Raw genomic sequence first — 21,188 nt, forward strand, 5'->3', positions numbered from 1 at the left:
TGATCGGGCGCGAGCGACCGGGCTAGCTCAGGGTGTTGAGGGCTGCCGCGTCGTAGGGCTTCAGGGCGTCGAGTTGTCCCGCAAGGACTTTGGCTGCCCATTCGGGGTCCTGGAGCAGGGCGCGGCCTACGGCGACCATGTCGAATTCGTCGCTCTCGAGGCGGTCGAGGAGGTTGTCGAGGCTGCCGAGGGGGGCGCCCTGGCCGGTGAAGGCGCGCAGGAAGTCGCCGTCGAGGCCGACCGAGCCGACGGTGATCGTTGTTTTGCCGGTGAGCTTTTTGGTCCAGCCGGCCAGATTCAGGTCCGAGTCCTCGAATTCGGGGAGCCAGTAGCGGCGGGTGGAGGCGTGGAAGGCGTCGACACCGGCCGCGGCGAGCGGGGCCAGGATTGCTTCCAGCTCCTGCGGGGTTTCGGCGAGACGGGCGCTGTAGGCCTCCTGCTTCCACTGGGAGTAGCGGAAGATCACCGGGAATTCGGGCGAGACGACCGCCCGGACCGCGGCCACGATTTCGGCGGCGAACTGGGTCCGTGCCACGGAATCGCCACCGTAGGAATCGGTTCGGCGGTTGGTGTGCGACCACAGGAACTGGTCGAGGAGGTAGCCGTGGGCACCGTGTAGTTCGATCCCGTCGAAGCCGATGCGCTCGGCGTTCGCGGCGGCCTCCGCGAAGGCGCCGATGACGTCGTCGAGGTCACCCTGGGTCATCGCCTTGCCGGTGGGTTCGGTGCCGTCGACGCGGATGCCGGAGGGACCGACCGCGGGGGCCTCCGGGAAGGGCGCCTGGCCGTCCATGCGGACCATGCCGATGTGCCACAGCTGCGGCACGATGGTGCCGCCGGCGGCGTGCACGTCATCGACGACCTTGGCCCAGCCTGCGAGCTGATCCTCACCGTGGAAGCGCGGCACCCGATCGCTCTGCCCGGCGGAGTCGTGGCCGACGTAGGTGCCTTCGGTGACGATCAGGCCGACGCCCGCGGCGGCGCGGCGCGCGTAGTAGGACCGCACATCGTCACCGGGTACGCCGCCAGGAGAGAACATGCGCGTCATCGGCGCCATGACGATGCGGTTCGGGACGGTCAGTCCGTTCAGCTCGATGGGCCGTGACAGCAGCCGAGCCGCCCGGGAGGTGTCGGAGGCGATGACGGTCACAGGTTGCTCCTCATGGTTACTTGCCAACTTAGATGGTTGAGAACTTCAAGCAATACAGCCAGACGCTAGTGGTGAATATTTGAGATAGTCAAGTTTCTGCGGATAGGCTGGCCGTATGACCGAAGCTCCCCCCGTCGACACCGCCCGGCTCATGGAGGCGCTCTGGCTGTCGTTCGGCGTCTACTACGGGGACTTCACCATCGCCGCGGCCAGTGAGAACCTCACCGCGAGCCAGGGCAAGGCCCTGGTCGTATTGCGCCGCGGCCCCGTCGCCATGCGCGCCCTGGCCGAAATCATGGCCTGCGACGCCTCCAACGTGACCGGCATCATCGACCGGCTCGAGAAACGCGGCCTCGTGCGCCGCGAACCCAGCGCCTCCGACCGCCGCGTCACCAACCTCGTCATCACGGCCGCGGGCGAGCAGCTCACCGACGCGATCCACGCGAAGATGCACACCACCCGGGATGGCCTGGACAGACTCACCGGCGCGGACCAGGCCCAGCTGCACGCCCTGCTCAAACGCGCCTTCGGCCCCCGCCCCGAGTAACGCCCCCGAGCCTGCGCCGACGCGATCGAACGTCGAGACGTGCTGTGCACCAGCGCATTCTGGCGAGGCCGAGCGGCGGCGGGCACGATGGGGGCATGTGGACAACTACCGACAGCGTCACCTCGGCCGACGGCACCCGCATCGTCTTCCATACGATCGGCGACGGACCGCCGTTGGTGATCGTGCACGGCGCGTTGGTCACCACGGAGATGTATCAGCAGCTCGCCGAGCTGCTCGCTACCGATTACCGAGTAGTTCTGGTCGCTCGGCGCGACTACGAGCCGAGCGGAAACAGCACGGGGCCACGCACTTTCACGCGGCAGGTAGATGACCTGGCCGCCGTGCTCGAACGCCAGGACGGCCCGAGTTTCGTCTTCGGACACTCGGCGGGCGGCTTGGTCACCCTGGAGGCACTCGCCGCGGGCGTCCCGAATATCCGACGGTTCGCCTTGTACGAAGCGCCGCTGGCGTTCGCGGGTGGCCCGCTGCGACCGACCTTGGACCGAGCCCGCGAACTCGTCGCCGACCAGCCCGCCGAGGCGGTCACCGAATTCTTCCGGGCCATCAGCGATCCACCGCTTCCCGACCGCATCCTGCGCTTGATGGGCGAGACCATGGCCTTCCGCGCGACCGGGCTGGTCGCCGACCTCGAATGCCTCGCCGCGATGGATCCGGACCCGTCCCGCTGGTCGGCCACGACCACACCGGCCCTGCTGCTGGCGGGTTCCGCGAGTGATCGATACGGGCTGGAGAGCATGGAGAAACTCCATACGGCCCTGCCGGATTCACGGCTCACGGTATTGGACGGGCTGGCCCACCATCCCGACGATTTCACTTCGGTCGCGGCCGCCTTGCGTGAATTCTTCGGCCCCGATACCGGTTCAGGGTCGTAGGTAGGCGGCGGTCCAGGCCGGGTCGAACCAGGTGGGAGCCGCGGCCGCGAAATCGGGTGCGGGCCAAGTGCCCGCGCCGGCGGGCAGCGAGCCGATCAGATCCACGCCGGTGACGGCGGGGAGATCGGTGCGGTTGCATTCGGAGGCCAGGTCGGGTTCGCCCGGCCAGGAGCCGATGACCAAGCCCGCGCATTCGACTCCCCCCGCAGCCAGCGCCCGGGTGGTGAGTTCGCTGTGGTTGAGCGTGCCGAGACCTGCCGCCGCGACCAACAGCACCGGGGCGCCGAGCTTTTGAGCCAGGTCGAGGAGGGTGAAGTCGCCGATGCGGACCAGCAGACCGCCCGCGCCCTCGACCAGCACCAGGTCCGCGTCGGCACAGGATTCGATCCCGGCGACGGTCTCGGACAAGGTCAGCAAGGGGTAGCCACTGCGCCGCGCAGCGGTATCCGGGGCCAAAGGCTCCGGGTAGCGCGCGAGTTCGAGCGTGCGGGTGACACCGCTGAGCCGGGTGATGACGGCCAGATCGCCGGGTTCGCCGGGGGCTACCCCGGTTTGGGCAGGCTTGCAGACGGCGACGTTCAGACCGGCCGCGTGGGCGGCGGCGGCCAGCGCGGCGGTGACGATGGTTTTGCCGACGTCGGTGGAGGTGCCGGTGATGAACAGCAGACGGGTCACGCGGGAACCACCTCGCGGGCGCGGGCTTCGGCGAGCACCTCGGTGAGAATCGTTGCGATGGTGGCGAGTTCGCCGGGGGTGAGGTCGGCGCGCGCGGTCAGGCGCAGGCGGGAGGTGCCTTCGGGAACCGACGGCGGGCGGAAGCAGCCGACCGACAGCCCCCGTGCGATGCACGCCTGCGCGGCGTCGTAGGCGACCTGGGCCTCACCCAGCACCACCGATACGACGGCCGAATCCGGTTGCCCGACACCGGCGATGCGCGCCAGGTCGGCCGCGCGATCCAGCACCCGTTGGGCCATGGCCGGATCGCGGCGCAGCAGTCCGAGAGCAGCTCGGGCCGCGCCGACGGCCGCCGGGGCGAGCCCGGTGTCGAAGATGAAGGTGCGAGCCGTATCGATGAGGTGGGCACGGACGCGTTCGCTCGCGAGCACCACACCGCCCTGCGCGGCAAAGGCTTTGGAGAGGGTCGCGGTGATGACCAGATCCGGTTCGCCCGCCAGCCCGCATTCGTGCACCAGCCCGCGACCGCCGTCGCCGCGCACTCCCAGCCCGTGCGCCTCGTCCACGACGAGCACCGCGCCATTGGCCCTCGTCACCCGGTGCAGTTCGGCCAGCGGCGCGAGATCGCCGTCGGCGCTGAACACCGAGTCGGTCAGCACCAGTGCCCGTTCCTCACGACGCTGCGACAGCAACCGATCCACGGCCGCCGGATCGCGGTGCGGCGCGATCTCCACCCGGGCCCGCGACAGCCGGCAGGCATCGACCAGCGAAGCGTGGCTGCCCGCATCCGAAACCACCAGCGCCCCACGCCCGGCCAGCGCGGTGACCGCGCCCAGGTTGGCCGCGTACCCGGAGGCGAACACCAATCCGGCCTCGGCCCCGACGAATTCGGCGAGTTCGGTCTCGAGCTGTTCGTGCTCGGCGGTGGTTCCGGTGACCAGCCGGGACCCGGTCGCGCCGGTGCCCCAGCGCTGGATCGCGGCGATGGCCCCGGCGATCACCTCGGGGTGGCGTACCAGCCCGAGGTAGTCGTTGGAGGCCAGGTCGATGCTCGCCTGCTCGGGGGTGCGGGCGCGCAGGGCGCGGCGCAGTCCGGCGTCCACGCGCTCGGCGGCGCGGGTGTCGAGCCAGCTCAAGGGATCGGCAGTCACAGCTCGGAAGCATACTTGAACGCCGTTCAGGAGACCATGGGTGTCGGTGGGCGGGACTATGCTGGGATTCGTAAGGAGGCTGCGCGATGCCACGATGGGCAATAGTGGTCGAGCAGACGACCGGCTTCGGCGAGAGCAAAACTTGGAGTCCGAAGATCCTCACCGAGGTGGTGGGAACCCGCGAACAAGCCCTCGCGAAGGTCCCGGACCTCGTTTCGAAATTCATTCCCGATCATCCAAGGTTGATCAGTCGGCGCACGATCCTGCGCGACGGTGACACCTACATGTTGATCGCTCGTGGCTGGTCCGACGAATATCACTGCGTGTTCAGAGTCTGGGAAGTCCTGTCCGACAGCGACAATTCAGACAAAGTGCGCGAAAAACGAGCTAACCGCTGAGGACTCGCCGCGAGCGAGTGGAACCCCACGCCGGTGACCGACAACCGCGGTCGGCTACCGGACCAGACGGCCGAGTAGGGCCGAGGCCGTCGCGACGCTGAGCGCTGCCGCCCCGGTGAGCACGCCGAAGTCGAGCCAGAGGCTTGCCGGAGTACCGATCAGCAGCCCGCGCAACGCATCCACCTCGTAACTCAGGGGATTGAGGTGGCTGATCACCCGCAGCCAGCCCGGCATCAGATCCACCGGATACAGGGCGTTGGAGGCGAAGAAGAGCGGCATGGTGATCGCCTGCCCGATACCCATCAGCCGATCGCGAGCCTGCACCAGCCCGGCGATGGTCATGGACAGGCAGGCGAAGAACGCCGTGCCGAGGAACACCGCCGGGACGGTCGCGAGAATGCGCAGCGGGTTGCCGGTGAGTCCGACGCCCATGAGCAGCGCCACCACCACGATCACCACAATCTGCGCGATGGCGCGAACGCCTGCGGCGAAACACTTTCCGGTGATGAGCGCCGCGCGCGGGGTCGGGGTGACGAGCAGTTTGGTAAGAATTCCGGCATCGCGATCCCAGATGATCTGGATGCCGTAGAAGATGGCGATGAACAGCGCCGACTGCGCGATCACGCCGGGCGCGAGGAAATCCAGGTAGGGCACCGATCCGGTGGGCAGCGTGTGCAGTCGCGAGAAGGTGGTCCCGAAGATCACCATCCACAGCACCGGCTGGATGGCGCGGGTCAGCACCTCGGTCTGGTCGTGGCGCAGCTTCTGGATCTCCACCAGCGCGAAAGTGCCGATCCGCGAGGCCAATCGGGGCACGCGGGCCCAGCCGCGCGGGGCCAGGACCGGCGTGAACGGGGTGTCAGCCCATGCGCCGGGCCGACCGGCGAGTACTTCGGACATTGCGCAGGTTCCCTTCGGTGACATCGTCGAGCCCCTCCCCCGCCGCCTGCCGGAAGACATCCTCCAGGGTCGCCCCGGGACCGAGTCCGGCCTTCAGTTCGGCGGGTGAGCCGGTGGCGCGCAGCACACCCTTGTGCAGCAACGCGATTCGATCGCAGAGGGCGTCGGCCTCGGCCATGTAGTGGGTGGTCAACAACACGGTGGTGCCGTACTCGGTGCGCATGTGCGCGACCCGCTCCCAGACGCTGTCGCGCGCAATGGGATCCAGGCCGACGGTCGGTTCGTCGAGCACCAGCAGCGCGGGCCGGTTGACCAGCGCCTGCGCCAGTTCCAGCCGGCGGATCATGCCGCCGGAGTAGCTGCCCGCCAGGCGATCCGCCACATCGAGCAGGTGCATGGCGTCGAGTACCTCGTCGACCCGCTCGGCGCGCTCGTTGCGCGGCACGTCGAACAGCCGCGCGAACCAGGACACATTCTGCCGCCCGGTGAGCCCAGCCTCGATCGAGAGCTGTTGCGGCACATAGCCCAGGTTGTAGCGAACATCGGCGGCGCGGGTGGTCACGTCGAGCCCGAACACCCGGACCGCGCCGGACTGGATGGGCATGAGCGTGGTGAGCAGGCGGATAGTGGTGGACTTGCCCGCCCCGTTCGGCCCGAGCAGTCCGAACACTTCGCCGCGCGCAATGGCGAGGTCGAGGTCGTCGACCACGGCGGTGCTGCCGTAATGATGGGTGAGGCCGACACATTCGACGGCGGGCACGCTGGTCATCGGTCGCCTCCACGGGAGTGCTCACGTTCGTGCAGCAGATCGGTGAGCCGGGTCATCGCCGCCAGCCCGTTACGCAGTTGTGCGCGTTCGGTTTCGGTGAGCTCGTCGAGCGCGTCGGCAACCACCGCGTGCCGGTGCCGCCGGGTCGCGTCGGCGATCCGCTGCGCGTCCGGGGTCAGCGACAGGCGCATGGTGCGGCGGTCGTGCGGATCCGGTTCCCGCACCACCAGTCCCGCACCGACCAGCCCGGTGACCAGTGTCGAGACGCTATTGGCGGCCGAACCCAGTTCCGCGGCGGCCTCTTTCACCGACATGCCGGGCCGCCGCCCGATCAGCCGCAGGAATTCCGATTGCGCACCCGAGAGCCCCGGCTCGTCGAAGGACCGCCCGGCCAGCCGCCCAACCTGCCGCCGCAGCCTGCCCATGCTGCCGAACAGCAGGGTCAGCAGCTCGGCATGGTCCTCGGCATCACGAGATTCGGGCACGCCCCCAACGATAGCTCTGTTTCAGAGGTATTGCCCGGCGAGATGACCTCCACGCGCAACTCCTCGTCACGCGGCGACCGCCCGCGAGGTGGCCACCCGTTTACGCGAATTCGCCCGTGGTCAGACGGCCACCGCCGCACACATTGCGGCAGTGATGCGGCAGACGTCGTCACAACTGCCGATGAACCGGCACGCGGTAGATGGGGAACCGGTCGTCTGCCCGCAGAGTCAGACTGCGGCCGCCGCGCACATGGCGGTGGCGATGCGGCGGACGTCATCGGGGGTGCTGATGAACGGGGGCATGCAGTAGATGAGATCGCGGAAGGGGCGCAACCACACTCCAGCTTCGACGGCCGCATGCGTGGTCTTGCGCATGTCCACCGGATGGTCCAACTGGATGACGCCGATGGCGCCGCGAATCCGGACTTCGGCGACGCCGGGGAGGTCGCGGGCCGGGGCGAGGCCTGTGTGCAGTTCAGCTTCGATGTCGCGCACCTCCGCCTGCCAGTCGCGGGAGAGCAGTAGTTCGATCGAGGCGACCGCGACCGCGCAGGCGAGGGGGTTGCCCATGAAGGTGGGGCCGTGCATGAGGCCGCCGTGTTCGCGGCTCAGGGTCTCGGCGATCTCGGTGGTGCACAGTGCGGCGGCGAGGGTCATATAGCCGCCGGTGAGCGCCTTGCCGACGCACATCACGTCGGGTCGTACGCCAGCTTGCTCGGCCGCGAAAAGTGTTCCGGTGCGGCCGAATCCGGTGGCGATCTCGTCGAAGACCAGCAGTACACCGTGCTCGTCACACAGCCGGCGCAGGTCGGACAGATACCGCGGATCGTGGAAGCGCATGCCGCCCGCGCCCTGAACGATCGGTTCGACGATGACCGCGGCCAGTTCGTGCGCGTGCTCGGCGATCACTCGCTCCAGCTCCGAAACGTACTCGGGTACATAGTCTTCCGGCGGCGCGCTGGTGAACACCTGCGGCACCAGCACATCCGTCCACAGCGAGTGCATCCCGCCTTCGGGGTCGCACACGCTCATGGGCGTGAAGGTGTCCCCGTGATACCCGCCGCGCCAGGTCATCAGGCGATGTTTCTCCGGCCGCCCGATCGCCCGCTGATACTGCAGGCACATCTTCACCGCGACCTCGACCGACACCGACCCGGAGTCGCAGAGGAAGACCTTGTCCAGCCCCTCGGGCGTGAGCTCGACCAGCAACTGCGACAGCCGCACCGCCGGTTCGTGGGTGAGCCCCCCGAACATCACGTGACTCATCTTCCCGACCTGCGCGATCAACGCCGCGTCCAGCACCGGGTGCCGGTATCCGTGCACGGCCGCCCACCACGAGCTCATCCCGTCCACCAGCTCGCGCCCGTCGGCGAGGGTGAGCCGGGTCCCGGACGCCGATGCCACGATGAGCGGTTCGGTCCCGGCGGGGAATCCGCCGTAGGGATGCCACACGTGCGCGGCGTCGAGGGCGGCGATCTCAGCGGGGGTCAATGCCACAGGAAGTCCTTACGAGGAGCTGGCTTGAACGGTGTTCAAGTTACCACGAACCATTCCCGACCCAGCCGCTCCGGCGTATTCTTTGACTCGGTCAAAGGATTGGAGTCGTGATGACGACCAACTCTGTCGAGGGCGGGACGAGCACCGCCGATCAGCTGATCGAGGCACACCACATCGCCGCCGTGCGCGCCTTCAACCGGCGCTATACGCGCATCATCGGCGTCCTCCAGGGCGGCATGCTCGGCACCGAATACTCGCTCGCCGAGGGCCGGATCCTGTTCGAGCTGGCCAACTTCGGGGCCGCCGAGGTGGTGGATCTACGGCTGGCGCTGGATTTGGATGCCGGATATCTGAGCCGGATTCTGGCCCGGTTCGAGGAGCGCGGGCTGGTGGCCCGGCGGCGGTCGGAGGCCGACGGGCGACGGCAGATCGTCGAGCTGACCGGCCTCGGCCGCGCCGCCTTCGAGGTGCTGGATCAGCGCACCGACGAGCAGATCGGCGGGCTACTGGGAGACCACTCCCCCACTGTGCGGACCCGGCTGGTCGGGGCCATGCGCACCATCGAGCAGATCCTCGACACCGAGCTCGAGGCCGATCCGGCCGCCGTCGTGCTGCGCGCCCCGCGCCCCGGCGAGCACGGCTGGGTGATTCGCCGCAATGCCGAGCTCTATGCCGAGGAGTTCGGCTGGAACGGCGAGTACGAGGCGCTGGCCGCCAAGATCGTCGCCGACTGGCTGAATTCCCATGACCCGCAGCGGGAACGGGCCTGGATCGCCGAATACGAGGGCAACCCGGTCGGCTGCGTCTACTGCATGCGCGAGGACGACGCCACCGCGCGGTTGCGGCTGCTGCTGGTCGAACCGTCCGCGCGCGGGCTCGGCGTCGGCAGCGCGCTGGTCGACGAATGCCTGCGCTTCGCCGCCGACGCCGGCTACACCGAGATGGTGTTGTGGACCAACAGCATCCTGACCTCGGCCCGGCACCTCTACGAGCGCGCGGGATTCGAACTCGTGGAATCGAATCCGCACCACAGCTTCGGTGTGGATCTGGTCGGGCAGACCTGGCGCAGGGGACTCTGACCGCGGCCCGGACCGGCTCGATAGGGTCGGGGCATGGCTCCCGCGACCCCCGGCTCCACCGCGCTCGGTGTCTGGCCGGGAACCGCCTATCCGCTCGGCGCGACCTACGACGGCGCCGGGACGAATTTCTCGGTGTTCTCCGAGGTCGCCCGGCGCGTGGAACTGTGCCTGATCGGCGACGATCACCGCGAGACCCGGATTCCGCTCGACGAGGTGGACGGGTATGTCTGGCATGCCTATCTGCCAGGGATCGGGCCGGGGCAGCGCTACGGGTTCCGGGTGCACGGGCGGTTCGATCCGACCAAGGGGTTGCGCTGCGATCCCAGCAAGCTGCTGCTGGACCCGTACGGCAAGGCGTTCGAGGGCGATTTCGGGACCGATTCCGCGCCCTACAACTACGGGCAGAACTCGCTCGGGCACACCATGACCGGGGTGGTGATCAACCCGTATTTCGACTGGTCCGGGGATCGCGCGCCGCGTCGGCCGTATCACGAGACGGTGATCTACGAGGCGCATGTGAAGGGGATGACGTTCACCCATCCCGAGGTTCCGCCGCCGCTGCGCGGGACGTTCGCCGGGATGGCGCATCCGGCGATCATCGAGCACCTACAGAAACTGGGTGTCACCGCGGTCGAGTTGATGCCCGTGCACCAGTTCCTCGATGACCGGATCCTGCTCGATCGCGGGCTGCGGAATTACTGGGGCTACAACAGCTTCGGCTATTTCGCACCCCATCGCGGGTATGCGGCCGACAGCGCACCGGCCTCCGGGGTCACCGAATTCAAGGCCATGGTGCGCGCCTTCCACGCCGCCGATATCGAGGTCATTCTCGACGTGGTCTACAACCACACCGCCGAGGGCAATGAATTCGGGCCGACGTTGAGTTTCCGGGGCATCGACAATGCCGCGTATTACCGTCTGGTGGACGATGATCCGCAGCATTACATGGATTACACGGGCACCGGCAACAGCTTCAACATGGCGCATCCGCACGCCCTTCAGCTGATCATGGATTCACTGCGGTACTGGGTGCTGGATATGCACGTGGACGGCTTCCGGTTCGATCTCGCCGCCACCCTGGCCCGCGAATTGCACGATGTGGACCGGCTTTCCACGTTCTTCGACATGGTGCAGCAGGACCCGGTGGTCAGCCAGGTGAAGTTGATCGCCGAACCCTGGGATGTCGGCGAGGGCGGTTATCAGGTCGGCAATTTCCCGGTCGCATGGACGGAATGGAACGGCAAATACCGTGACACCGTGCGCGATTACTGGCGCGGGCAACCGGCGACGCTGGGCGAGTTCGCCTCCCGGCTCACCGGGTCCTCGGATCTGTACGAAGCGACAGGGCGGCGGCCGTGCGCGAGCATCAACTTCGTGACCGCGCACGACGGCTTCACCCTCGCGGATCTGGTGTCCTACAACGACAAACACAATGCGGCCAACGGTGAGGACAATCGCGACGGCGAGAACTACAACCGCTCCTGGAACTGCGGTGTCGAAGGCCCCACCGACGATCCGGGGATCCTCGCGCTGCGCGCCCGCCAGGCCCGCAACCTGCTCGCCACCCTGATGCTCTCGCAAGGCACGCCCATGCTGTTGCACGGCGACGAATTCGGTCGCAGCCAGCAGGGCAACAACAATGCCTACTGTCAGGATTCACCGCTGTCGTGGATGGACTGGACCCTCATGCACACCCATGCCGATCTGCTCGAATTCACCACGCGCACGGTCGCATTGCGGCGCGCGCACCCGATCTTCCGGCGTCGCCGCTTCTTCGATCCGGCCCCGGACAGCCAGGGGCTCGGTGACATCGCCTGGTTCACGCCGGGCGGCACCGAGATGACCGACGCGGACTGGATGACCACCTTCGCGCGCTCGCTGACCGTGTTCCTCAACGGCGACGGGATTCGCGAACCCGGCCCGCGCGGCGAACGCGTCACCGACGATTCGTTCCTGCTGTGTTTCAACGCTCATGACGAAGAGCTCGATTTCACACTCCCCGCCGCGAGCTACGGCAATGCCTGGTCAACCGTCCTGGACTGCTCCACGGCCACCGGCGATCCCGCCGAGAAGACCGCCCGCCCCGCCGCCGCCACCGTGCAAGTGCCCGCACGCTGTCTGCTCGTGCTGCGCCGTACGGCATGATCGATAGCGCCATGACCAGCTCGCCCGAACACCACACCGGACCCATCGCCCGGCAGACGCCCGTGCGCAGCACCTACCGCCTGCAGTTGCGGCCCGACGCGCTCACCTTCGCCGATGCGCGCGGTATCGCCGAATACCTGCAGCAGCTGGGCATTTCGCATCTGTACCTGTCGCCCGTCATGACGGCGGCGCGCGGCTCCACCCACGGTTACGACGTCACCGATCCCACCGCCGTCGCGGCCGGGCTCGGCGGACCGACCGGACTCAAGGCGCTCGCCGACGAGGTCCGCAGCCGCGGCATGGGGCTGATCATCGACCTGGTGCCCAATCACGTGGGCGTCGCCGACCCGCAGCAGAACGCGTGGTGGTGGGATGTGCTGCGGCTGGGCAAGGAATCCCAGTACGCCACCTGGTTCGACATCGACTGGACGCCGGGCAACGGCGCGGGCGGGCGCATCGCGCTGCCGGTGCTGGCCGGGGAGAACGATCCGGCCGCGCTGACCGTGGACCGCTCCGGGGCCGAACCCATGCTGGCGCTGCACGATATGCGGTTCCCGATCGCCCCGGGCACCGATGGCGAGAACGCGCTGCGCATCCACGACAAGCAGCACTATCGGCTGGTCAACTGGAAGTCCGGGCTGTGCGGGTACCGGCGCTACTTCACCGTCGGCGGGCTGGCCGCCATCCGGCAGGAGGAGCCCGCGGTCTTCGAGGCCACCCACCGGGAACTCGCCGCGTGGTGTGAGCACGACCTGATCGACGGTGTGCGCGTGGATCATCCGGACGGATTGGCCCGGCCCGGCGAGTATCTGCGGCGACTGCGGCAGCTGATCGGGCCGCAGCGGCTGCTGCTGGTGGAGAAGGTGCTCGCCGAGCGCGAACCCCTCGACGCCACCCTGCCCATCGACGGCACCACCGGTTACGACGCGCTCGCCGAACTCGGCGGGGTGCTCATCGATCCCGACGGTGAGAAGCAGCTGACCGAGCTGTCGCGGCAGTTCACCGGGCACGGCAGCGACCGGGCGTGGTTCGTGGAGCAGGAGCATCGGATTCGCCGCGCGGTCGCCGAGACCATGCTGGTGCCCGAGGTGCGCCGGCTGGTCGCCGCGGTCAAACGCGATGCGCGCGCGGACGCCTTCGACACCATGGCGCTCACCAACGCCGCCATCGAGGTGTTGTCGTTCGTGCCGGTGTATCGCACCGACTACGCGCCGCTGGCGGGGATGATCGGTGCGGTCGTGGCCGAGGTGGCGCGGCGCAATGCCGAGCTCACCGCGCCGCTGCAGGTGCTGGTCACCGCGCTGTCCGTCGGCGGTGAGGCGGCTACCCGCTTCCATCAGGTGGGCGGGGCGATGACCGCGAAAGCCGTGGAGGACACCATGTTCTACCGCGCGGCGCGGCTGGTGTCGCTGCAGGAGATGGGCGCGGATCCGGCCCGGTTCAGCCGTTCGATCGTCGAATTCCATCTAGCCAATGCCGAGCGGGCGGCCCGCTGGCCCGCAACCATGACGACGCTGTCCACCCACGACACCAAGCGCGGCGAGGATGTGCGCGCCCGCATCGGCATGCTCTCGCAGGTGCCCGACATCTGGGCGCGTTCGGTCAGCACCTGGGAGGAGATCGCGCCCGGACCCGACGGCGCGACCACGCTGTTCCTGCTGCAGAACATGTTCGGCGTCTGGCCCGCCGACGGACGCTCGGCCGCGGCCGTGCCCGGACTGCGGGAGCGGCTGCACCAGTTCGCGGAGAAGGCCGTTCGCGAGGCCGGGACCCAATCCTCCTGGGAAGAACCGGATGTCGAGTTCGAGACGGCGGTGCACCGCTGGATCGACAGCGTCCTGGACGGGCCGGTCGGCGCGGAACTCGGCGAGTTCGTCAACGATCTGGCCGCCCACGCCTGGACCGACTCCCTGTCGCAGAAGTTGCTGCAACTGTGCGGCCCCGGCATCCCCGACATCTACCAGGGCTGCGAACTCTGGGAGGACTCCCTCGTCGACCCCGACAACCGCCGGCCCGTCGACTTCACCCATCGCACCCTGCTACTGCAATCCCTCACCGGCACACCCGATCTCGACGCCTCCGGCGCGGTCAAAATGTGGATAGCCGCCTACGCCCTCTGGCTGCGCCGCGAACGCCCCGACTGCTTCGTAGGCGGCACCTACACCCCCTTGTTCGCCTCCGGCGACCGCGCCGCCCACCTAATCTCCTATGCCCGCGGCCGCACCGGCGAAACCCCCGAGGTCATCGTCGCCGCCACCCGCCACAGCATCCGCCTCGACGAAGCTGGCGGCTGGACCGACACCGTCATCGACCTCCCCCAAGGCCACTGGACCGACCGCCTCACCGGCCACACCTTCTCCGGCCGAGCCCGCCTCGAAAAACTCTTCGCCCGCCTCCCCGTAGCCCTCCTCGTCCGCTGACCGTGGTCAGTGCGCGATGGTGCGGCAGGGCGGTTGGAGGGTGTTGTCGGCGGAATAGACCGGCCAGTTCATAGCGTTCGAGGTCTGAGGACCGAAGACGCCGTCCTGTTTGACGGAGTGCTGTTGTTGGACGGTGAGGACGGCGCGTTTCGTGTCGTCCCCGAAAATGCCGTCTGTGTCGGTGATTTGGGTGCTGTAGCAGGTGCGGAGGGCGGATTGCAGGGCCTTCACGCCCTCGAGTGGGCCCTGGGCGGCGTCCTTGATCGAGAGGATGCAGTGGCGGCCGCCATCACCGGTCGCGGGGACCACGGCGTGCACGCCGGGGGCCACCGAGAGCGTGGTCGTGTACAGGCAGCGGGCGGTGATGGATGCCGCCGGAGCCGGGGCGGCCCCGCTCGGGTCCGAACCGGAATTCCAGTACAGGACACCGGCGATCGCCGCCGCCAACACCCCGGTGGCCGCCGCGACAATGGTGACGATCCGCCGCCTGTGCCCGTGTAGCCCGCTCTCACCGATTGGATCGGACACGCGCCGGATCGCTGCCGCCACCCGACTACGGCCGGAGGTGATGCGGGCTACCGCGCCGTCGGTGCGCGGGTGCGCATGCAGGGCGCGGGTTGCGGCCGAGGCGAGATCGCCGCAGCCGGGGTGGCGGTCGGCCATGCTCCAGGCGGTGGCTTTGGCGAGTACTCGGGCCATGGGGGCCGAGAGTTTGGGATCTCTTGTGGAGATGGGTAATTCGGCAGGTAGTTCGCCGGTGAGGAGTTGGTAGAGGGTGACGGCCAGGGCGTGGACGTCGGCGCGGGGGCCGACGGGGCGGCCGATGCGTTGTTCGGGTGGGGCGTAGGGCTGGGAGAAGGCCCAGCGGCCGCTGGCGGTGAGGGTGTCTTCGGCGGCGAGGCTGCGGGCGATGCCGAAGTCGCCGATCAGGATCCAGTCGGTGCCGCCGGTGCCGGTGGTGCGGAAGATGTTGGCGGGCTTCACATCGCGGTGGATGACCTGTTGGGCGTGGGCGTAGTCGAGGGCGTCGGCGACGGCGGCGATCATGCGCACCGCACGGTCGGGGTCGATGCCGTGCGGGTTCTCCTCGATGAGATCGGCGAGATCGCCGCCGGGGACGTACTGCATGGCCATCCAGAGGGTGCCACGTTCGTCGCCGAAGTCCTTGACGTCCACGATGTTCGGGTGCGCCAGGTTCGCCACCAGTTGCGCCTCCCGGCGGAACTGCGCACTGCCGGAGGTGCCGGTCACCATGGGCGTCAGCACCTTCAGCGCGACCGGCATATCCAGCACCTGATGCCGGGCCAGATAGACCGTGCCCATCCCACCCGCACCCAATCGGCGCTCGATCACATATCCGGCGAATACCGACCCCGCGACCAGCTCGGAAGCGACCACTGTCCGCGCACCTCCTCCCGGAGTCCGCCGATGCGAGGATAGCGCCGCGACGACAGTCCGGTAGGAGGAAATCAGCATGGCCGTCAGCTCGAGAGCACTCGCGCGTCCGGCGGCGGCAGCGGAACCAGTTCGATAGGCTCGACCAGATCCGGCGGCACCGGACCGTGGTCGGCAGTGCACCAGCGGTGAATATTGGCCGGGCGGTAGTCCTTTCGATCCAGCACCGTCGAAGCCAGGAAGCTGTCCTGATCCTCGGGCTGCAGCAGTTTGCGCCAGGAATCCCAGTAGAAGCGCGGACTGCGCCAACTCGCCGCCAGCCGAACGAGATTCAGCACCCGGAAGCCGGGGCTCAGCGAATCGTGCAAATGGCTGGCGTCGAACGGGCAACCCTGCAGCAGCGTGTCGAGGCGATCATGGTCGAAGGTGAGTCCCTCGGCCTCGGCCTCGGCGATCATCCAGCGCAGCGTGATGTCGGACAGGCCGCAGTCTTCGTAGCCGCCGCCGATATCGCTGTGCACGCCCTCGAACCAGACCTGCTTGACCCGGTCGGGCCGGTTGAACAGTTCCTTCTGGTCGGCGGGGATCTCCCACAGGCAGGGCGCGAATTCCCGCCGCCGTTCGTCGATGGCGAGGGCCTGCCGTGCACACAGCACGATCTTCGAGAGCCGCACATCGTGGAAGCGGTGCTTCCACGCGGTCAGCCCGGGCACACCCATCGCGCCGACGGTGTCGAAGACGCCGAGGAAATTGATGGTCGGCCGCTCCGGATAGCAGTACTCGGCCCGGAATTCGGCCCACTCGGGCGGATCCGGATCGTCCGGATGCTTCTTGCGGGTCTTGTAGATCTCCAGCGCCTTCGGGTACTTGCCGTGAATCATGGCGTCGTACTTCAGGATTCCGAGGCGGTTGATCATGCCGGCCAGGCTGCGCGCGGTGTACGCGCCCCGGCTGAACCCGAAGATGAAGATCTCGTCGCCGGGTTCCCAGTTCAGCGCCAGCTGCCAATAGGCCGCCGACAGATTGGCCTCCAGGCCGAGGCCGAACGCGCCGCCCATCAGCTTGTCGGACATGAACCCGCGCGATCCGGGTCCCGATACGTAGCAGATCCGCTGACCGACGGACTTCCCCTCCCGGTCCGCCCCGGTCAGCTTGACCGTTTCCGCGATCTTGACGATGTTCGACACCGTCGTGCTCGACTCGGCCTTCCAGGTGCCGTCGCAGCACACCACCAGCCTTTTCATGAACGCCAGCCTCCCGTTCTGACCGTTCGGTTTCACGCGTAGTGAACTACCCGATTATCGACCGCGGTACTCGCGGCCGTTAACTCCGACGCGTGCCCCTATAAGTACCCGGCCCCGAGGTGTTAACACCGGACGATCGCTGCGCGATCGCTCATAAATCGTTCACGATCACTATGGCACCGTGAACACATGTCCGACGATGGAGTAGTCGCTCGCACCGTATGGGTCCTGGTGTGCGAGGACGACGAGCAGCTGGGTGAACGGGTCGCGGACGGACTGCGCGGCGCCGGATTCATCGTCGATCTGGCCCGCAATCTCGCCGACGCCGGAGCGCAGTGCGGGGTGCGGCTCTACGACTGCCTCATCGTGGATCGCGGGCTACCCGACGGCGACGGACTGGATCTGGTTCGGCGGCAACGGGAATCGGGTAATCGCACACCTGCCCTGCTGATCACCGCGCGCGACAGCGCGAACGCGCGCCGCGAGAGCTACGCCGGTGGCGCGGACGACTATCTGGCCAAACCCTTCTCGCTCGGCGAACTGGCCGCCCGGGTCCGCGCCCTGTGCGCGCCCCGCCGGACCCAGGTCACGCCGGTGCTGACCGTCGGGGACCTGGTCGTCGATCGACTCCGCCGCCGGGTCCGGCGCAGCGGCGTATTGCTGACCATGACCACCCGCGAATTCTGCGCACTGGAATTGCTGGCCACCCGCGCGGGCACGCTGGTTACCCCGGCCGAGATCGCCGCCTTCTGCAGCGACCCCACCTCCGCCGGCGCCATCGACGAGGTGATCACCCGCCTCGACCGCAAACTCGGCGAGCCCGCGATCATCCACACCTCGGCGGCAGGATATTTGCTGCACGCCTGAAATCGCTTCGCGAAGTATGGCTGGGATCCAACGCTTTACGTCAGATACCTGTAGGCCGGGGATTTCGGGTCGAGGCGTTCGCATTGGATCGGGGCCTTGTGCATGCGCTCGAGGAGGGGTTCGAGGCCCGAGGGGGTGCCGAGTTCGATTCCGACCAGGGCCGCACCGGTTTCGCGGTTGTTGCGCTTGACGTATTCGAAGACGGTGATGTCGTCGTCGGGCCCGAGCACCTCGTCGAGGAAGCGGCGCAACGCACCGGGTTCCTGCGGAAAGTCCACCAGAAAATAGTGTTTCAGCCCCTGATGCACCAGTGAGCGCTCGATGACCTCGCCGTAGCGGGAGACGTCGTTGTTGCCGCCGGACAGCAGCACCACCACCGTCGAGCCTGGTTCGACGTCGATCTCCGCCAGCGCGGCGGTTGCGAGCGCGCCCGCCGGTTCGGCGACGATGCCCTCGTTCTGATACAGCTCCAGCATGGCGGTGCAGATCGCACCCTCGTCCACCTGCAGCATGCGGAAAGAGCCCGCGCCCGAACGGGTTTCGGTGCTGGTGAGCAGCGGGAGCGAGGCATGCGAACGGACCGCGCCGCCGAAGCGCACCACCGCCTGATACCCGACCCCGCCGATCCGGCGCACGGCCGCGCCGTCGACGAACGGATCGATCTCGGGCAGGGTCACCGGGCCGCCCGCCACCAGTGCGGCGGTCATGGAGGCCGCGCCGGTGGGCTCGGCCGCGAGCAGCGCGGTCTGCGGCGACCGCTCCCGCAGGTAGGTGGCGACACCGGCGAGGCAGCCGCCACCGCCGACGGGCACCACCACCAGATCGGGCTGGCGGCCGAGCTGTTCCAGGAATTCCGCGGCGATGGTGCCCTGACCGGCGGCGGTGCGCGGATCGTCGAAGGGCGGCACCATGGTGGCCCCGGTGCGGGCGACATCGTCGGTGGCGGCCGCGGCGGCCGCGTCGTAGGTGTCGCCGACGGCGATGAGTTCCACGAATTCGCCGCCGTGGACGCGGATTCGGTCGCGCTTCTGCTTCGGGGTGGTGGTCGGCACGTAGATGCGGCCCCGCACGCCCATGGCCCGGCACGCGAAAGCCACACCCTGGGCGTGGTTTCCGGCGCTGGCGGTCACCACACCGGCGGACTTCTCGGCCTCGGTCAGCTGCACCATGAGGTTGTAGGCGCCGCGAATCTTGTAGGAGCGCACGGCGGTGAGGTCCTCGCGCTTGAGGTAGACCTCGGCCCCGGTGAGCGCCGACAGCCGCGGATTCCGCTGCAACGGTGTCGGCTCGATAATGTCCGAAATTCGCTTGGCGGCCGCATCGATCTCGTCCGCCGACAATTCGGGCAGCGGATTGGACACTTTCTCGGCTACAGCAAGCGGATCAGACACCCGAACATGCTAGCTGGGAGCGGGCGGGTCACCCGCAGCACCGCCGGATTCGGTGCGGATAGTCCGGTTTGCTGGACCGCCCGGCCGGTTTGCCGAGAGCCCGGCAGGGTGAGCCGGCTAACACCAGGGTCGCGAACTGGTCATCTGACCATGTTTGCCAGAGGAGGCCGAACCTCCGTTTTGCGATGTCAGCAAACGTCTAGTTAGCGTCGATACTCCGAGAACCAGACGCAAGAAGGTCGAAACCTGATGAATTTCCGTAAGCCCGTTGCCATTACGCTGACCGCCGCCGCGATCACCCTCGGCATTGCCGCGGGCACCACCACCGCCTCGGCCGAGCCGGTCGCGCTGGAGCCGGTCGCCACCAACCCCGACGCCCAGAACCACGACCCGCTGGCCAACGGTGCCGCCGCGGGCGCGGGCATCGGCGCCGCGGCCGGCGCGGGCGTGGGCGCACTGCTGACCTCGCCGCTCCTGATCATTCCCGGCATCGGCTCCGCGGCGGTCGGCAGCGCCGCGCTCTCGGGCGCGATCAACTGGGGTCTCATCGGCACGGTCGTCGGCCTCGCCACGGGAGCCATCGCCCCCGATGTCGTCCCGCAGGTCCTGCCCTGACGACTGCCTGACGCGAGAATGCCCCGGCCACAAGGTGACCGGGGCATTCGCTTATCGACCGCCGTGCTTCCCGGTGTCGCGGCGGGCGACGATCAGGGACGCGGAGTCAGGACGAATACCGGGATCTGACGGTCGGTCTTCTTCTGATACTCGGCGTAGTCCGGCCAGACCTCGACCGCGCGCTTCCACCACAGGTCCTTCTCGTCGCCGGTGACCTCGCGGGCGTCGTAGTCCTTGACCACGGCCTGATCCCGCAGTTCGACGTGCGGGTCGGACACGATGTTGTGGTACCAGACCGGATGCGAAGGCGCGCCGCCACGGGAGGCGACGATCGCGTACTCACCGTCGTGCTCGACCCGCATGAGCGGCGTCTTGCGTAGCTTGCCGGACTTGTTGCCGCGGCTGGTGAGCAGAATGATCGGGACGCCGCGCAGCAGGTTCGCCTCCGCGCCCTGCGAGTTCTCGTACTGCTCGGCCTGCTCTCGGGCCCAGTCGGAAGGGCTGGGCTCATACTCTCCGATTAGTGGCATGACGTGCTCAACCATTACCGATGATGTGTTGTTCCCGACACCAGGTTTCGGTTGACCGAACTTTAGGTCTCCTCCTACCCTGTCCGTATGGCAGTGGTTAACCCTACGGACACCGAGCGGGCCTCCGCGCGCGCCACCGTGGACATCGCCGGAACGGCGTGGCCGGTCTACAAGCTGGAAGCCTTGTTCGCCGGTGTGGTGGTCTGCCTGATGCTCGCCCTCATCACCGGTTCGGTGCAGGTCGCCGTGCTGGGCGCGGCCACCGTGGCGGCGCTGCGCTGGCTGCTGGCCATGACGCGGCACTGATCGCGGACGTTCTTCTGTTAAATCCGGGCGTGCTGTCCGTGTCCCTCGGGTGATTCCGGCAAATTCTCAGTTAGCTTGAAGCTCATGAGGCTGTCCACGCTGGGCGTTCTCCTGTTGGCCGTCGGTGCCGCCCTGTCCGCCGGACAGCCCGCGCGCGCCGATATCGTCACGCTCGCACCCCACGAGCGGACCTATCAGTCCACCTTCGGTAGTTTCACCGTCGGCAATCGCGACGAGTTCGTCAACCGCATCGCGCCGCTGAACCAGGTCGGCACCACCCGCGAGGCGATGGTCAGCAATATGTCCTACGCCAGGGTCGACGGCATCGCCGGTGGCCAGCTCAAGACCGGCTATCACGTCGGCTGCTCGGTCACCCTGCCCAACGGCAACCTCGGGGCGATCCCCCAGGTGTATGTGCCGAGCGGGAACCTCTCGCAGAGTCCCGCATTGCAGATCATCGGGCCGAATATCCAGGTGCCGATGAGCGTCAATCTCGCTCCGGGCGAGGTGAAGGACATCGCCGTCGCCGACAAGGACCTCATCCCGGGCAAGCAGGTGCAGATCATCATCCGCGACTTCCATATCGCGGTGAACCAGTGCGCCGGGCCGGTCTCCATCCGGCAGTACACCTACATCTACGCCAAATCCGCCGAAACCGATGACAGCGGTGCGGTTTTCGGCGACCCCACCTGGTTGTAAACCCGGTCCGGACACGCACCGGGCTCCGCGCC

At 68.0% G+C, this 21,188-nt stretch carries 21 protein-coding genes; 10 read left to right on the forward strand and 11 right to left on the reverse strand.

Going from position 1 to position 21,188, the window contains the following annotated elements:
* Positions 1-22: 22 nt before the first annotated feature.
* A complete protein-coding gene (locus ACFXHA_RS40655) occupies positions 23-1,150 on the reverse strand; it encodes an NADH:flavin oxidoreductase (RefSeq protein WP_379365930.1) in 1,128 nt (375 codons plus the stop codon).
* A gap of 115 nt (positions 1,151-1,265) precedes the next feature.
* On the opposite strand from ACFXHA_RS40655, the gene ACFXHA_RS40660 reads away from it, so the two are divergent.
* Both ACFXHA_RS40660 and ACFXHA_RS40665 read left to right on the forward strand, forming a co-directional pair.
* Positions 1,266-1,697, forward strand: a complete 432-nt coding sequence (locus ACFXHA_RS40660; protein ID WP_379365932.1) for a MarR family winged helix-turn-helix transcriptional regulator — start codon at positions 1,266-1,268, stop codon at positions 1,695-1,697.
* A 95-nt stretch (positions 1,698-1,792) separates the two neighbouring features.
* Positions 1,793-2,590 (forward strand): alpha/beta fold hydrolase, encoded by a 798-nt coding sequence (locus tag ACFXHA_RS40665; protein WP_379365934.1) that lies wholly within the window; start codon positions 1,793-1,795, stop codon positions 2,588-2,590.
* On the opposite strand, the gene bioD is transcribed toward ACFXHA_RS40665, so the two are convergent.
* Positions 2,579-3,265, reverse strand: coding sequence for a dethiobiotin synthase (gene bioD / locus ACFXHA_RS40670; protein ID WP_379365936.1), 687 nt, complete (start codon positions 3,263-3,265; stop codon positions 2,579-2,581). The two genes, ACFXHA_RS40665 and bioD, sit on opposite strands and share 12 nt — an antisense overlap.
* Positions 3,262-4,416, reverse strand: coding sequence for an 8-amino-7-oxononanoate synthase (locus tag ACFXHA_RS40675; protein WP_379365938.1), 1,155 nt, complete (start codon positions 4,414-4,416; stop codon positions 3,262-3,264). The genes bioD and ACFXHA_RS40675 overlap by 4 nt, the downstream gene beginning before the upstream one ends.
* 104 nt (positions 4,417-4,520) lie before the next feature.
* Between ACFXHA_RS40675 and ACFXHA_RS40680 the strand changes: the two genes are divergently transcribed.
* A complete protein-coding gene (locus ACFXHA_RS40680) occupies positions 4,521-4,814 on the forward strand; it encodes a hypothetical protein (protein WP_379365940.1) in 294 nt (97 codons plus the stop codon).
* Between the two features lie 54 nt (positions 4,815-4,868).
* Here the strand turns inward: ACFXHA_RS40680 and ACFXHA_RS40685 are convergent, their stop codons facing one another.
* The 4 genes from ACFXHA_RS40685 to ACFXHA_RS40700 all read right to left on the reverse strand — a co-directional run bounded on the left by ACFXHA_RS40685 (position 4,869) and on the right by ACFXHA_RS40700 (position 8,465).
* Entirely contained in the window at positions 4,869-5,714 is an 846-nt protein-coding gene (locus ACFXHA_RS40685) for an ABC transporter permease (RefSeq protein WP_379365942.1), read from the reverse strand.
* The gene (locus ACFXHA_RS40690) at positions 5,674-6,483 is read right to left on the reverse strand and encodes an ABC transporter ATP-binding protein (RefSeq protein ID WP_379365944.1); all 810 of its coding nucleotides are present in this window, start codon (positions 6,481-6,483) and stop codon (positions 5,674-5,676) included. The genes ACFXHA_RS40685 and ACFXHA_RS40690 overlap by 41 nt, the downstream gene beginning before the upstream one ends.
* A complete protein-coding gene (locus ACFXHA_RS40695; RefSeq protein ID WP_379365946.1) occupies positions 6,480-6,968 on the reverse strand; it encodes a MarR family winged helix-turn-helix transcriptional regulator in 489 nt (162 codons plus the stop codon). The genes ACFXHA_RS40690 and ACFXHA_RS40695 overlap by 4 nt, the downstream gene beginning before the upstream one ends.
* Positions 6,969-7,196: 228 nt before the next feature.
* Entirely contained in the window at positions 7,197-8,465 is a 1,269-nt protein-coding gene (locus tag ACFXHA_RS40700) for an adenosylmethionine--8-amino-7-oxononanoate transaminase (protein ID WP_379365948.1), read from the reverse strand.
* Positions 8,466-8,575: 110 nt separating this feature from the next.
* On the opposite strand from ACFXHA_RS40700, the gene ACFXHA_RS40705 reads away from it, so the two are divergent.
* Genes ACFXHA_RS40705 through treY form a run of 3 tightly spaced genes read left to right on the forward strand, consistent with a single transcriptional unit; the run spans position 8,576 to position 14,109 of the window.
* Positions 8,576-9,544 carry a GNAT family N-acetyltransferase gene (locus ACFXHA_RS40705; protein ID WP_379365950.1) on the forward strand — a complete coding sequence of 323 codons (969 nt, stop codon included), beginning with the start codon at positions 8,576-8,578 and terminating at the stop codon, positions 9,542-9,544.
* A gap of 33 nt (positions 9,545-9,577) precedes the next feature.
* Complete coding sequence (gene glgX / locus ACFXHA_RS40710) at positions 9,578-11,689, forward strand: glycogen debranching protein GlgX (RefSeq protein WP_379365952.1); 2,112 nt, start codon at positions 9,578-9,580, stop codon at positions 11,687-11,689.
* A gap of 11 nt (positions 11,690-11,700) precedes the next feature.
* Positions 11,701-14,109 (forward strand): malto-oligosyltrehalose synthase, encoded by a 2,409-nt coding sequence (treY, locus tag ACFXHA_RS40715; protein ID WP_379365954.1) that lies wholly within the window; start codon positions 11,701-11,703, stop codon positions 14,107-14,109.
* 6 nt (positions 14,110-14,115) lie between these two features.
* On the opposite strand, the gene ACFXHA_RS40720 is transcribed toward treY, so the two are convergent.
* On the reverse strand, positions 14,116-15,507 hold the full coding sequence (locus tag ACFXHA_RS40720) for a serine/threonine-protein kinase (protein ID WP_379365956.1): 1,392 nt from the start codon (positions 15,505-15,507) through the stop codon (positions 14,116-14,118).
* Between the two features lie 83 nt (positions 15,508-15,590).
* Positions 15,591-16,748 carry a DUF2235 domain-containing protein gene (locus tag ACFXHA_RS40725; protein WP_379365958.1) on the reverse strand — a complete coding sequence of 386 codons (1,158 nt, stop codon included), beginning with the start codon at positions 16,746-16,748 and terminating at the stop codon, positions 15,591-15,593.
* A 189-nt stretch (positions 16,749-16,937) separates the two neighbouring features.
* Between ACFXHA_RS40725 and ACFXHA_RS40730 the strand changes: the two genes are divergently transcribed.
* Positions 16,938-17,615: a response regulator transcription factor gene (locus ACFXHA_RS40730; RefSeq protein ID WP_379365960.1), complete on the forward strand. Its 678-nt coding sequence runs from the start codon at positions 16,938-16,940 to the stop codon at positions 17,613-17,615.
* A gap of 35 nt (positions 17,616-17,650) precedes the next feature.
* Here ACFXHA_RS40730 and ilvA read toward each other — a convergent pair whose 3' ends face one another.
* Positions 17,651-19,006 carry a threonine ammonia-lyase IlvA gene (gene ilvA / locus ACFXHA_RS40735; RefSeq protein ID WP_379365962.1) on the reverse strand — a complete coding sequence of 452 codons (1,356 nt, stop codon included), beginning with the start codon at positions 19,004-19,006 and terminating at the stop codon, positions 17,651-17,653.
* 249 nt (positions 19,007-19,255) lie between these two features.
* Here ilvA and ACFXHA_RS40740 point away from each other — a divergent pair, with 249 nt between their 5' ends.
* Positions 19,256-19,621, forward strand: a complete 366-nt coding sequence (locus ACFXHA_RS40740) for a hypothetical protein (RefSeq protein ID WP_379365964.1) — start codon at positions 19,256-19,258, stop codon at positions 19,619-19,621.
* Positions 19,622-19,713: 92 nt separating this feature from the next.
* Here the strand turns inward: ACFXHA_RS40740 and ACFXHA_RS40745 are convergent, their stop codons facing one another.
* Positions 19,714-20,151 (reverse strand): nitroreductase family deazaflavin-dependent oxidoreductase, encoded by a 438-nt coding sequence (locus ACFXHA_RS40745; protein WP_379365966.1) that lies wholly within the window; start codon positions 20,149-20,151, stop codon positions 19,714-19,716.
* An 87-nt stretch (positions 20,152-20,238) separates the two neighbouring features.
* On the opposite strand from ACFXHA_RS40745, the gene ACFXHA_RS40750 reads away from it, so the two are divergent.
* A complete protein-coding gene (locus tag ACFXHA_RS40750; protein ID WP_379365968.1) occupies positions 20,239-20,457 on the forward strand; it encodes a hypothetical protein in 219 nt (72 codons plus the stop codon).
* Between the two features lie 84 nt (positions 20,458-20,541).
* Positions 20,542-21,156, forward strand: coding sequence for an MspA family porin (locus ACFXHA_RS40755; protein WP_379365970.1), 615 nt, complete (start codon positions 20,542-20,544; stop codon positions 21,154-21,156).
* Positions 21,157-21,188 lie beyond the last annotated feature (32 nt).

The sequence above is a fragment of the Nocardia sp. NPDC059240 genome (assembly GCF_042753865.1).
GTDB lineage: Bacteria > Actinomycetota > Actinomycetes > Mycobacteriales > Mycobacteriaceae > Nocardia.